Raw genomic sequence first — 12,112 nt, 5'->3', positions numbered from 1 at the left:
GGGCTATGTCATCCGTTGCCGCATCACGTGCGGGTGGAGGGCAGGGTAGAGCCGACTTCAGTCGGCTGCCGTTCAAACCGCAGCCGACTGAAGTCGGCTCTACCGTGATGCGGCGGCGGCGGGCAGCGGTCGGCCGATGCCGAACCATCGCAGGGTTACGCCACACAGGGGGCCGATCAGCAGCGCGAACGCCAGTGTGCCCACCCCGACATCGCCGCCCAGCAGCCATCCCAACAGCAGGGCGCTGCCTTCAATCAGGCTGCGCACCTGCCAGATTGGCCAGCCGGTACGCGTGTGGAGTCCTGTCATCAGGCCATCGCGAGGGCCGGGCCCCAGCCGCGCGCCGATGTAGAAACCGGTGGCGATGGCTACGAGCAGCAGACCGGACAAGAAAAGAGGCAGCTGCAGCCACAGCGTGTCCACCGGGGGCAGGAGCCATAGGCCCACCTGTGCGGAAGGGCCGATCAGCAGCACGTTGAGGACCGTGCCCACTCCGGCCTTCTGCCTGAGCGGCCACCACAGCACCAGCACCACGGCACCGATCACATTGGTCGCCAAGCCAAACGACAGCGGTGAATGTGCGGCGATGCCTTGTGAGAGGACATCCCACGGCGCTACCCCGATGCCGGCACGCACCATCAGTGCGATGCCGATGCCATACAGAAACAAGCCGAGCACGAGTTGGATCAAGCGCATCAGAAGAGAGGAGGGCATGGGGACCGTATCCGGAGAGCTGTAGCGACAATAGGCGCTGCCCTCATGCAGCAACAGATACAGACAGTGGCGAATATGACGAGACAGCGTCCAACCGGCCACAGCCGTATCGGCAGGAGAGGCATGCGCGTGCATGCCGCGGAAATCCAAGCAAAACGCATCACAGAACGGGACGCAGCGCGCCTGACAAATGTGAACTGGCGCGTCGATTGGACGTGATCAGCACCGCAACACGGTTCAGCTGCAAGCGCGCGATAAAGTTCCTCACCGCACCGCCTGCGCGCTGAACGCTTGACATCCTGGGAAGGCAGAATCCCCCGCTGCAACCCTGAAGCTCGGGAAAACCCTTGCCCTGCCTGCCTGTTGCGGTTTTTCATGATCCTGTATAGGGTGCAACCGCCGGTCCGGTAGAGGCCCGGCACCCGGTTTCACATGTTACGGGACTGTTAACATGACCTTCACTCGCCTGAGCATAATGTTCGCGGCGGTGGCGTGCTGAATCGGCTGTCGTAGTGCTGGCCCATGCCTCTACCGGTTTCATACCCCCGATATAGGAGCTGTACTCAATGAACAAGAAGATTCTTACCGCCGCGCTGCTGGGCGGCCTGGCTTTCGCCCAGGCTGCATCCGCACAGTCCGGCCAGGAATTTGACGACCGCTGGTACCTGACCGGTTCGGCTGGCTTCAACTTCCAGGACAGCGACCGCACCACCAACGATGCTCCGTTCGTGACCCTGGGCCTGGGCAAGTTCATCAGCCCGAACTGGTCGCTCGACGGTGAGCTGAACTACCAGAACCCGAACTTCGATGCCAACCAGGACCTGAACTGGTCGCAGTACGGCGCGTCCGTTGACCTGCGTCGCCACTTCATCCAGGAAGGCCGTGGCTGGAACCCGTACCTGCTGTTCGGCCTGGGCTACCAGAAGTCGGAAGAAGAGTCGGCTGCCACCAGCGTGAACGGTCCGAACGAGCGTAAGGACGGCAACTTCGCCGCCAAGGCCGGTGTCGGCCTGCAGACCACCTTCGACAAGCGCGTTGCCGTGCGTGCCGAAGTGGCTTACCGCGCTGACTTCGACGACAAGAGCACCGCTGCTCCGTCGGAAGACTGGTTCGGCGACGTGCTGGCTTCGGTCGGCGTCGTGATTCCGCTGGGACCGGCTCCGGTCGCTGCAGTCGTGGCTCCGGCCCCGGTTGCTCCGAGCTGCGCCGACCTGGATGACGACGGTGACGGCGTCAACAACTGCGACGACAAGTGCCCGGATTCGCAGCCTGGCCAGACCATCGGTCCGGACGGTTGCCCGGTGCCGGTCTCCATCGATCTGAAGGGCGTGAACTTCGACTTCGATAAGGCCAACCTGCGTCCTGACGCGGTTGCGATCCTGAGCGAAGCCTCGCAGATCCTGACCCGTTACCCGGATCTGCGCGTTGAAGTCGCTGGTCACACCGACTCCAAGGGTACCGACGCGTACAACCAGAAGCTGTCCGAGCGTCGTGCTACCGCTGTGTACAACTACCTGACCTCCAACGGCGTCTCGGCGTCGCGTCTGACCGGCCCGATCGGTTATGGCGAGAGCCGCCCGATTGCTCCGAACACCAATGCTGATGGTTCGGACAACCCGGAAGGCCGTGCGAAGAACCGTCGTACCGAGCTGAACGTCCAGAACTAAGTTCTGACGCTTCACCGGCAAGACACAGCAGGACCCGGCTTCGGCCGGGTCTTGTTGTTTGTGGGGTCCGCAGCGGCAGGTCGGTTCGCCTGCGCTGGCTCCTGCACCACCATTCGTCAGAAAACCGCAAAAAAACCAACAAGTTGCCGTATTCATTGAATGTAGGATCTTGAAAGCCGTTGTGTCGCTGTTAAACTCGGCGCACTTACCTCCTTTCTGGATGCTCCTCATGCTGCGCACTGCATCGGCCGCCGTCCTGGCGCTGGCCCTGGTTCCCGCTGCCCATGCCGCCGTCGATTGCTCGATCGGTGCCAGCGCGGCGCCCCTGCCGCTGCCTGCTACGGCCATCGCGCCGGTAGCCAGCGAGCTGTTTACCCGTAGTTCGCAGCTGGGCATGCCCGCTGGCGTGCTGACCAGCACCTACGAACAGACCCAGTCGCTGGACAGTGTGCTGCAGCGCCTGCGCATCGAAGGCTGCCAGAACGTCGCCAATGCCATGCCGAGCGCGCCGGCAGTGAAGCCGAACGATCCGGCGGCTTACAAGCCGCAGACCGCGTTCGACAACACGCCCTGGCGCTTTGACATGAGCCAGAACGGCAAGCGGATGACCGCCGATGAGTTCGACGCCTGGATGAAGTCGCGCGGTGTGCGCGTGGTCAAGCCGCGTGCGGCTGCTGCCACCGCCGTCGCCCCGGTTGCTCCGGTGGAAGCGGCTGCCGAGACCAAGCCGGTCGACAAGAAGTAAGCACGGAGGGGAGCAGGACATGCGGCCACGACGCCCGCCTGCCACCCCCGCTGCCCGCACCCACGCACCGCGTGGGCGTGCGACATCCGCTGCCACTACAGGCGGCGTGCGCCATGGGTTGGCGCGTGTGCTGTCCAAGGCCGGTGTGTGCTCACGCACCGAGGCCGCGCGCTGGATCGCCGCCGGACGCGTGAGCGTGGATGGGCGCGTGGTCCATGACCCGGAGTTTCCGATCCTTGCCGGCCGCCACCACATCAAGGTGGACGGCCAGCCGCTGGATGCCGCGCCGCGCATCTACCTCATGCTCAACAAGCCGCGTGGGCTGGTCACGACTGCCCAGGACGAGCAGGGGCGCGACACGGTGTATCGCTGCTTCGATGGCGCCGGCCTGCCGTGGCTGGCCCCGGTCGGACGGCTGGACAAGGCCAGCGAGGGCCTGCTGCTTTTCAGCAATGACCCGCAGTGGGCTGCGGCCCTGATGGATCCGGCCACCGGCCCCGACAAGACCTATCACGTGCAGGTCGATGGCATTCCCGATGCGTCGATGCTGGCGGCGTTCTGTGCAGGCATCGACGACGACGGCGAGTTCCTGGCCGCGCGCGCGGTGCAGGTGCTGCGCACGGGAGAGAAGACGGCCTGGCTGGAAGTGGTGCTCGAAGAAGGGCGCAATCGGCATATCCGTCGCCTGCTGGCGGCGTTTGACCTGCAGGTGCTGCGGCTGGTGCGGACCGGCATCGGCGGGCTGGTGCTCGGCGACCTGCCCAAAGGCCAGTGGCGACAACTGCAGCAAGAAGATCGGCGGCAACTGGAGGCCGTCGTGGTTCCGGGCTGAGACCCGCGGCCGGCGCGCGACGTCGGCCCCGTGTCGGGCGCAGGGGGGCGCCCGGCTATTCGCATACCCTGCAACAGGAGTCACCGCATGAACCGCCACCGCACCCCGCTGATTCGAACCGCCGCGCTGCTGCTGCCCCTGGGCCTGCTGGCCGCGTGCAGCAGCAAGAAAGAGCGGGTCAAAGCGCCGGACCTGACGACTGACGACGTGGTGACCATCACCGTGCCCGACCTGGACGCCCGCGGCAGCTACCGTTTCACGATGACCGACGGCGAAAAGACCCTGTCCGCCGACGACTTCGACGCCTGGATGAAAGCCAACGGCATCCGGATCTCCAGGTAAAAAAAGGGGACCGAGGGGATTAAGTCGTTTTCGGCCGCATCGCAGGCCGAAAACGACTTAATCCCCTCCGTCCCCTTTTTGTCGGGTCAGATCACGCCGAGTTCGCGGCCGATGCGGGTGAAGGCGTCGATGGCACGATCAAGGTGCGCGCGGGTGTGGGCGGCGCTGATCTGCGTGCGGATGCGCGCTTGGCCTTTGGGCACCACCGGGAAGAAGAATCCGATCGCGTAGATGCCTTCTTCCAGCAGGCGCTCGGCGAATTTCTGCGCAAGCGGTGCGTCGTACAGCATCACCGGACTGATCGGATGCACGCCCGGCTTCACGTCGAATCCGGCAGCGACCATCTGCTCGCGGAAATAGGTGGTGTTGCTCACCAAGGTCTCGCGCAGGTCATCGGCGGCGGCCAGCATGTCGAAGGCTTTGATGCCGGCGGCCACCACGTGCGGTGGCAGCGAGTTGGAGAACAGATACGGACGCGAACGCTGGCGCAGCAGTTCAATCACTTCGGCCCGGGCGGTTGTGAAACCACCCAGTGCGCCGCCCATGGCCTTGCCCAGCGTGCCGGTGATGATGTCGATCTTGTCCAGCACGCCCTTGACCTCGGCCGAGCCGCGGCCGGTCTTGCCCAGGAAACCGGTCGCATGGCATTCGTCGATGTGCACCAGCGCGCCGTACTTCTGTGCCAGTGCGGTGATCTCGTCGAGCGGCGCGATGAAGCCGTCCATCGAGAACACGCCATCGGTGGTGATCAGCTTGGTCCGGCAGCCCGCAGCGTCAGCGGCCTGCAGTTGGGCTTCCAGGTCGGCCATGTCGCAGTTGGCATAGCGGAAGCGCTTGGCCTTGCACAGGCGCACGCCATCGATGATCGAAGCGTGGTTCAGGCTGTCGGAGATGATCGCGTCATGTTCGCCGAGCAGTGGCTCGAACAGGCCGCCGTTGGCGTCGAAGCACGCGGCATACAGGATCGTGTCCTGCTTGCCGAAGAAACCGGCGATCTGCGCTTCCAGCTGCTTGTGCAGATCCTGGGTGCCGCAGATGAAACGCACCGAGGCCATGCCAAACCCGTGGCTGTCCAGCGCGTCTTTCGCGGCCTGGATCAGGTCGGGGTGGTCGGCCAGGCCCAGATAATTGTTCGCGCAGAAGTTCAGCACCGTGCGGCCGTCGGCCAGGGTGATCTCCGCCGACTGCGGACTGGTGATGATGCGCTCGGACTTGAACAGGCCCTGCGCGCGGATGGCATCCAGTTCGTCGGTGTAGTGGCGGGTCAGGTCGGACGAAGATTCAGTCATGGCAGCGGCGCGGCTCAACACAGGAAAACCGGGATTTTACCTGCCTCGCCCCGGTAGCGGCGGTCGGGGCTGGATCACGCACGTGTTGCGTTGCAATATCAAACAGGTTAAAAAACCGTGAACCGGTTGTTTTCCCACCACTGGTCCGCGCCACGCCCCATGTCCCTCCTCCCGCCATCGCCCCCCCCGGAGACGCCCATGAAGCACGCCGTTCGTTGTCTTGCCGCTGCTGCCGCCCTGTCCCTCGCCTCATTCGCCGCCAGCGCCCAGGAAGCTGAATCGCCCTACAGCTGGAACGTCACCGCCGTGTCCGATTACGTCTTCCGTGGCGTTTCGCAGACGGATGAAGACCCGACGCTGCAGGCAGGTTTCACCTACACCAGCCCGGTCGGTCTCTATGCCGGTGTGTGGGGGTCGGGTGTGGACTTCGGGCCGGGCGACCCGAGCACCGAGGTCGACTTCCTGATTGGGTATGGTCTGGATGTATCGGACAACGTCAATTTCGATGTGCTGTTCAACCGCTACACCTATCCCGGTGCCAGCGAGCTCAACTACAACGAGCTGATCACCACCACCACCTTCGCCGAGCAGTACAAGCTCACCGTGGCCTATACCAACGACCTGTCGGGTTCGGACACCAAGAGCTGGTACTACGCCGTGGGCGGTGAGTGGGCGCTGCCGCAGGACGTCACCCTGGCCGCCAATGTCGGCCGCACCTCGCTTGAAACCAATTACGGCAAGGACTACACCGATTTCAACATCGGCGTCAGCCGCCAGTTCGGCCTGTTCAACCTGGGCCTGGGGTATCACGGCACCGACGGTGCAGGCCGCGACAACAACGGCGACCTGGCCGACAACCGCGTGGTGTTCACGGTCGCCATCGGGAAGTAAGCACGCGGCGCCTGCGGGCGCAGCTGCAGCGAACGTCATGCACAACGAAAAAGGCGCCCTTGCGGGCGCCTTTTTTCATGCGGCTGGAGTGATCGGCGCGCTTCGCGCGTCCGATCAGTTCCAGCTGAGCACGACCTTGCCGGCCTTGCCTTCTTCCATCAGGTCGAAGCCCTTCTGGAAGTCATCGATCGGCAGCTGGTGGGTCAGCACCTTGCCCAGCGGGAAGCCGGACAGCACCAGCTGGGTCATCTTGTACCAGGTCTCATACATCTTGCGGCCGTAGATGCCCTGCACGGTCAGGCCCTTGAAGATGATCTTGTCCCAGTCGCAGCCTGCGCCGCGCGGCATGATGCCCAGCATGGCGATCTTGCCGCCGTGGTACATGCAGTCCAGCATGTCGTTGAACGCGCGCGGGTTGCCGCTCATTTCCAGGCCGACATCGAAGCCCTCCATGTGCAGGTCCTTCATCACGTCCTTCAGCGACTGGTTGGCCACGTTCACCACGCGCGTAGCGCCCATGTCGGCGGCCAGTTTCAGGCGGAAATCGTTGACGTCGGTCACCACCACGTTGCGTGCGCCGATGTGCTTGCAGATACCGGCGGCGATGATGCCGATCGGGCCGGCGCCGGTGATCAGCACGTCCTCGCCGATCACGTTGAATTCCAGCGCGCAGTGCGCCGCGTTGCCGTAGGGATCGAAGAACGCCGCCAGTTCGGACGGAATCTGGTCCGGAATCGGCCACAGGTTGCTGGCCGGCATCACCATGTACTCGGCGAACGCGCCATTGACGTTGACGCCGATGCCGACGGTGTTGGGGCACAGGTGCGGGCGGCCACCACGGCAGTTACGGCAATGGCCGCAGACGATATGGCCTTCGGCCGATACCCGCTGGCCGATCTCATAGCCGGTCACCGCACTGCCGAGCGCGGCGACGCGACCGACGAATTCGTGGCCGATGGTCAGGCCGGGCTTGATGGTGCGCTGGCTCCATTCGTCCCACAGGTAGATGTGCAGGTCGGTACCGCAGATCGCGGTCTTCTCCAGCTTGATCAGCACCTCGTTCGGACCCGGCACCGGCACCGGCACTTCTTCCAGCCAGATGCCCTTGGCGGCTTCGCGCTTGACCAGCGCCTTCATCATTTGTGCCATGGCGGCGGAACTCACAGGGGGAAAGATGGCGCGGATTATAAAGCGGTCGCGCGCTGCGCCATGTTGCAGCGCGGGCTGGCTGGCGCGGGTCCGCAGGGCGGCACCCATGACCTCCGGGCGTCTTCGCCGGGCAGGTTGGCGGCTAGAATCGACGGTTCAATCCTCCAAGGGCCGCTGCATGCGCTCGAATCTGCTCGCTTTCTCCATCGTCGCCAGTCTTGGCCTGGTCCAGGTCGCCCATGCCGCCGAAGGCATGTGGGTGCCGCAGCAGCTGCCGGAAATCGCCGGCCCCCTGCAGAAGGCGGGGCTGAAGCTGTCGGCCGAGCAGTTGGCCGACCTGACCGGCGACCCGATGGGCGCGGTCGTGGCGCTGGGGGGCTGCACGGCCAGCTTCGTCTCCCCGCAGGGCCTGGTGGTCACCAACCACCACTGTGCCTATGGCGCCATCCAGCTGAACTCCACGGCCGAAAAGAACCTCATCAAGGACGGCTTCAATGCGCCGACGACCCGCGATGAGCTGAGCGCGGGCCCGAACGCCCGCGTGTATGTGCTGGACCAGATCACCGACGTCACCGCGCAGGCCAAAGCCGCCATCGCCGCCGCCGGTAAGGACCCCCTGGCGCGCACCCGCGCGCTGGAGGCCTTCGACAAGTCCCAGGTTGCCGCGTGCGAGGCCGACGACGGCTTCCGCTGCCGCCTGTACAGCTTCTCCGGTGGCAACACCTACCAGCTGTTCCGCAACCTGGAAATCAAGGATGTACGCCTGGTCTACGCGCCCCCGGGCAGCGTCGGCAAGTTCGGCGGCGACATCGACAACTGGATGTGGCCGCGCCACACCGGTGACTTCTCGTTCTACCGCGCCTATGTCGGCAAGGACGGCAAGCCGGCAGCCTTCGCGGCCGACAACGTGCCCTACCAGCCCAAGCACTTCCTGAAGTTCGCCGACCAGCCGCTGGGCGCCGATGACTTCGTGATGGTGGCCGGGTATCCGGGCCGCACCAACCGCTATGCGCTGGCCGGCGAGTTCAACGAAACCGCCGACTGGACCTACCCGACCATCGCCCGGCACTACAACGCGGTGCTGAAGCTGATCGAAGATGCCGGCAAGGCCGATGCCGACGTCAAGGTGAAGTACGCCGCCACCGCCGCCAGCATGAACAACGTAGCGAAGAACTACGCCGGTCAGCTGGAAGGCTTCAAGCGCATCGATGCGGCCGGCCAGAAACAGGCCGAAGAGGCGGAGGTGCTGGCGTGGCTGAAGAAGCAGGGCACCGCAGGAAAGCCGGCACTGGCCGCGCATGCGCAGCTGATCAAGCACCTGGAAGCCGGCCGCAGTACCCGCGAGCGTGACCTGTTCGTCAACCAGTTCAACAGCACCTCCGCCGTCGGATCGGCCATCACCCTGTACCGCACCGCCATCGAGCGCAGCAAGCCGGATGCCGAGCGCGAAGTGGGTTACCAGCAGCGCGATCTGCCGACCATCGAAGGCGGCGTGCGCCAGATGGACCGTCGTTACGTAGCCAAGATGGACCAGCAGCTGCAGCAGTACTGGCTGAGCCAGTACGTGGCCCTGCCGGCGGCGCAGCGCGACAACGAGGTGTTGAACCAGTGGCTGGCCGGCAGCGATGCCAGCGCGGTCAATGCGCTGGTCGGCAAGCTGGGCGGCACCCGCCTGGGTAGCCTGGATGAGCGCCTGAAGTGGCTGAAGGCCGACCGCGCCGCGTTCGAGTCCAGCACCGATCCGGCCATCCAGTACGCCGTGGCGGTGATGCCCGCGCTGCTCAAGCAGGAAGAACAGAAAAAGACCCGTGAAGGCGAATCGCTGAGCGCGCGTCCGCTGTACCTGCAGGCCGTGGCGGACTACAAAAAGAGCCAGGGCGAGTTCGTCTATCCCGATGCCAACCTGTCGCTGCGCATCACCTTCGGCAACGTGATGGGCTACGGCAAGGACGGCGTGAACTACACCCCGTTCACCACCCTGGAAGGCGTGGCCGCCAAGGAAACCGGCGAAGACCCGTTCGACTCGCCCAAGGCCCTGCTGGACGCGGTCAAGGCCAAGCGCTACGGCGGTCTGGAAGACAAGCGGCTGGGCTCGGTACCGGTCAACTTCCTGTCCAACCTGGACATCACCGGCGGCAACTCCGGTTCGCCGGTGCTGGACGCGCACGGCAAGCTGGTCGGGCTGGCCTTCGATGGCAACTGGGAGTCGGTCAGCTCGAATTGGGTGTTCGATCCGATCATGACCCGCATGATCGCCGTGGACAGCCGCTACATGCAGTGGATCATGCAGGAAGTGGCGCCAGCGCCGCAGTTGCTGAAAGAACTGAACCTGGCGCAGTAACCGGGAAGGGCGCGGCGGATCCTGGTGATCCGCCCGCCTGTCGCGCGCGGCCTGCATTCAAGCAGAGCAGGTATCATGGCGCTCCGGCGTGCTTTCACAGGACGTGAACGAACGTCGGACCTCCTCCCCCCAAGGACGTCAAATCCGCATGCGCATCCTGCTTGCCCGTCATGGCGAAACGCCGTGGAACGCCGAAGGCCGTTACCAGGGCCAGATCGATATCCCGTTGTCGCCGATCGGTGAGGCCCAGGCACAAGCCCTTGGTGAACGCCTGAAGTCAATCGACATCACCCGCGCGGTGGCCTCGCCGCTGTCGCGTGCGCAGCACACCGCACAGCTTGCCCTCGGTGCCCGTGCCGACATGCTGCTGACCGAGCCGGACCTGCAGGAAATCGCCCACGGTGAGTGGGAAGGCCTGCTGGCCAGCGAAATCCATGAGAAAGATCCGTCGCGCCTGCGCGCCTGGCGTGAAGAGCCGGACACCGTGCTGATGCCCGGCGGCGAGTCGCTGCGCCTGGTGCTGGACCGTAGCTGGCGTGGCCTGGCCCGTGCCACCGAAGGCCTTGGCGACGAAGACACCCTGCTGGTGGTCGCGCACGACGCGGTGAACCGGGTGATCCTGTGCCGCATCCTCGGGCTGCCGATCAGCCGTCTGTGGAGCTTCCGTCAGGCACCGACCACGTTGAACCTGCTCGAAGGGCCGGACATCGAACAGCTGGAGGTGGTCCGCATGAATGATTGCGCCCACCACACGCCGTTCTTCGGCGAAGCCAAGCACCGCGCGCTCTGATACCTGCACTGAACTGGACGTCCCACCGTGACCGCACTGCCCACTACGCTCGCCGACTGGCTGACCTACATTGAACGCCAGCATCCGGCCACCATCGACATGGGGCTGGAGCGCGTGCGCAGCGTCGCCACGGCGATGCAGCTGGGCGCACCTGCCACGCGCACGATCACCGTGGGCGGCACCAACGGCAAGGGCTCCACGGTCGCTTTCATCGAGGCCATCGCGCGTGCCGCAGGCTGGAAGACCGGGGCCTACACCTCGCCGCACCTGCTGCGCTACAACGAGCGCGTGCGCATCGACGGCGAAGAGGTCAGCGATGACGCGCTGGTGGCGGCCTTCGCAGCCGTCGAGGCAGCCCGTGGCGCGACCACCCTGACGTACTTCGAATACGGCACGCTGGCCGCGCTGCACCTGTTCGCGCAGGCCGGGCTGGACCTGGCGGTGCTGGAGGTCGGGCTCGGCGGGCGGCTGGACGCGGTCAACCTCATCGACGCCGATGTGGCCGTCATCACCACGGTGGACATCGACCATGCCGAATGGCTGGGCAGCGAGCGCGAGGCGATCGGCAGCGAAAAAGCCGGCATCCTGCGGGCCTGGAAGCCGGCCGTGCTGGGCGAGATCGATCCCCCGTCCAGCGTGCTGCGGCGGGCTTACCTGATCGGCGCCAATGCGATCCGCGCCGGCAGCGACTATTTCAGCGAAGTGTTGGAAGACGGCCAGTGGGCATGGCGCGACGTCGCGGTACGTCTGCAGCTGCCAATGCCGGCGCTGGCCGGCCCCGTGCAACTGGCCAATGCCAGTGCCGCCATCGCCGCCCTGCGTTCGCTGGATCGCCCGGACGGCCTGCCGTTGCCGCGCAGTGCGTACGCTGAAGGCGTTGCAGCAGCGCGCATCCGTGGCCGCCTGCAGGCAGTCGAACACAACGGCGCCACGGTGCTGGTGGATGTGGGCCACAACCCGCAGGCCGCCGCCGTACTGGCCCGCGCGCTGACGTCCATGCCCGTTGCCGGACAGACGTTTGCCGTCTATGCAGCGCTGCAGGACAAAGATGCAGTCGGCGTCGTCCAGGCGCTGAGCGAGGTGGTGACGCACTGGACCTTGGCCGGGCTGGACGGCGCACGCGGACAATCCGCCGGCGCCTTGGCCGGCCGCTTGGCCGACACCGCTGCCGCCAATGCCGCGCAGGCGCCCCGCGTGGCCGATGCGCTGCAGCAGGTGACCGCGCTGGCGGGTGCGCAGGATCGCATCCTGGTGTTCGGTTCGTTCCACACCGCCGCCGAGGCGCTGCAGTGGTTTGAGCACGCCGAACGCGCTCATTCAGCCATCTGAGACGCCGCGTCACCGCGCGGCCG

11 protein-coding genes are annotated in these 12,112 nt (G+C 65.4%); 8 read left to right on the top strand and 3 right to left on the bottom strand.

Annotated elements, in window-relative coordinates:
- Positions 1-99: 99 nt before the first annotated feature.
- Positions 100-714 (bottom strand): hypothetical protein, encoded by a 615-nt coding sequence (locus ICJ04_RS14650; protein WP_188327356.1) that lies wholly within the window; start codon positions 712-714, stop codon positions 100-102.
- Between the two features lie 566 nt (positions 715-1,280).
- On the opposite strand from ICJ04_RS14650, the gene ICJ04_RS14645 reads away from it, so the two are divergent.
- The 4 genes from ICJ04_RS14645 to ICJ04_RS14630 all read left to right on the top strand — a co-directional run bounded on the left by ICJ04_RS14645 (position 1,281) and on the right by ICJ04_RS14630 (position 4,300).
- Positions 1,281-2,381, top strand: coding sequence for an OmpA family protein (locus ICJ04_RS14645; protein ID WP_188324927.1), 1,101 nt, complete (start codon positions 1,281-1,283; stop codon positions 2,379-2,381).
- A gap of 229 nt (positions 2,382-2,610) precedes the next feature.
- Positions 2,611-3,126, top strand: coding sequence for a hypothetical protein (locus tag ICJ04_RS14640; RefSeq protein WP_188324926.1), 516 nt, complete (start codon positions 2,611-2,613; stop codon positions 3,124-3,126).
- A 19-nt stretch (positions 3,127-3,145) separates the two neighbouring features.
- Positions 3,146-3,958 carry a pseudouridine synthase gene (locus ICJ04_RS14635; RefSeq protein ID WP_188324925.1) on the top strand — a complete coding sequence of 271 codons (813 nt, stop codon included), beginning with the start codon at positions 3,146-3,148 and terminating at the stop codon, positions 3,956-3,958.
- Positions 3,959-4,045: 87 nt separating this feature from the next.
- On the top strand, positions 4,046-4,300 hold the full coding sequence (locus ICJ04_RS14630; RefSeq protein ID WP_188324924.1) for a hypothetical protein: 255 nt from the start codon (positions 4,046-4,048) through the stop codon (positions 4,298-4,300).
- A gap of 86 nt (positions 4,301-4,386) precedes the next feature.
- Here ICJ04_RS14630 and kbl read toward each other — a convergent pair whose 3' ends face one another.
- Positions 4,387-5,589, bottom strand: a complete 1,203-nt coding sequence (gene kbl / locus ICJ04_RS14625; RefSeq protein WP_188324923.1) for a glycine C-acetyltransferase — start codon at positions 5,587-5,589, stop codon at positions 4,387-4,389.
- Positions 5,590-5,787: 198 nt separating this feature from the next.
- Here kbl and ICJ04_RS14620 point away from each other — a divergent pair, with 198 nt between their 5' ends.
- Entirely contained in the window at positions 5,788-6,480 is a 693-nt protein-coding gene (locus ICJ04_RS14620; RefSeq protein WP_188324922.1) for a TorF family putative porin, read from the top strand.
- 114 nt (positions 6,481-6,594) lie between these two features.
- Here ICJ04_RS14620 and tdh read toward each other — a convergent pair whose 3' ends face one another.
- Positions 6,595-7,629, bottom strand: a complete 1,035-nt coding sequence (gene tdh / locus ICJ04_RS14615) for an L-threonine 3-dehydrogenase (protein WP_188324921.1) — start codon at positions 7,627-7,629, stop codon at positions 6,595-6,597.
- A 178-nt stretch (positions 7,630-7,807) separates the two neighbouring features.
- Here tdh and ICJ04_RS14610 point away from each other — a divergent pair, with 178 nt between their 5' ends.
- The 3 genes from ICJ04_RS14610 (at position 7,808) to folC (ending at position 12,089) form a co-directional block, all read left to right on the top strand.
- A complete protein-coding gene (locus tag ICJ04_RS14610) occupies positions 7,808-9,970 on the top strand; it encodes a S46 family peptidase (protein WP_188324920.1) in 2,163 nt (720 codons plus the stop codon).
- Between the two features lie 148 nt (positions 9,971-10,118).
- Positions 10,119-10,760 carry a histidine phosphatase family protein gene (locus ICJ04_RS14605; protein WP_188324919.1) on the top strand — a complete coding sequence of 214 codons (642 nt, stop codon included), beginning with the start codon at positions 10,119-10,121 and terminating at the stop codon, positions 10,758-10,760.
- Between the two features lie 27 nt (positions 10,761-10,787).
- Positions 10,788-12,089, top strand: coding sequence for a bifunctional tetrahydrofolate synthase/dihydrofolate synthase (gene folC, locus ICJ04_RS14600; RefSeq protein WP_188324918.1), 1,302 nt, complete (start codon positions 10,788-10,790; stop codon positions 12,087-12,089).
- Positions 12,090-12,112 lie beyond the last annotated feature (23 nt).

The sequence above is a fragment of the Stenotrophomonas sp. 169 genome (assembly GCF_014621775.1).
GTDB lineage: Bacteria > Pseudomonadota > Gammaproteobacteria > Xanthomonadales > Xanthomonadaceae > Stenotrophomonas.
This window is presented reverse-complemented; position numbering and strand designations above follow the sequence as displayed.

Excerpts from the sequence above, each read along its gene's own strand:
- ICJ04_RS14650 (WP_188327356.1), bottom strand. The coding sequence starts at position 714 with ATGCCCTCCTCTCTTCTGATGCGCTTGATCCAACTCGTGCTCGGCTTG.
- ICJ04_RS14645 (WP_188324927.1), top strand. The coding sequence starts at position 1,281 with ATGAACAAGAAGATTCTTACCGCCGCGCTGCTGGGCGGCCTGGCTTTC.
- ICJ04_RS14640 (WP_188324926.1), top strand. The coding sequence starts at position 2,611 with ATGCTGCGCACTGCATCGGCCGCCGTCCTGGCGCTGGCCCTGGTTCCC.
- ICJ04_RS14635 (WP_188324925.1), top strand. The coding sequence starts at position 3,146 with ATGCGGCCACGACGCCCGCCTGCCACCCCCGCTGCCCGCACCCACGCA.
- ICJ04_RS14630 (WP_188324924.1), top strand. The coding sequence starts at position 4,046 with ATGAACCGCCACCGCACCCCGCTGATTCGAACCGCCGCGCTGCTGCTG.
- kbl (WP_188324923.1), bottom strand. The coding sequence starts at position 5,589 with ATGACTGAATCTTCGTCCGACCTGACCCGCCACTACACCGACGAACTG.
- ICJ04_RS14620 (WP_188324922.1), top strand. The coding sequence starts at position 5,788 with ATGAAGCACGCCGTTCGTTGTCTTGCCGCTGCTGCCGCCCTGTCCCTC.
- tdh (WP_188324921.1), bottom strand. The coding sequence starts at position 7,629 with ATGGCACAAATGATGAAGGCGCTGGTCAAGCGCGAAGCCGCCAAGGGC.
- ICJ04_RS14610 (WP_188324920.1), top strand. The coding sequence starts at position 7,808 with ATGCGCTCGAATCTGCTCGCTTTCTCCATCGTCGCCAGTCTTGGCCTG.
- ICJ04_RS14605 (WP_188324919.1), top strand. The coding sequence starts at position 10,119 with ATGCGCATCCTGCTTGCCCGTCATGGCGAAACGCCGTGGAACGCCGAA.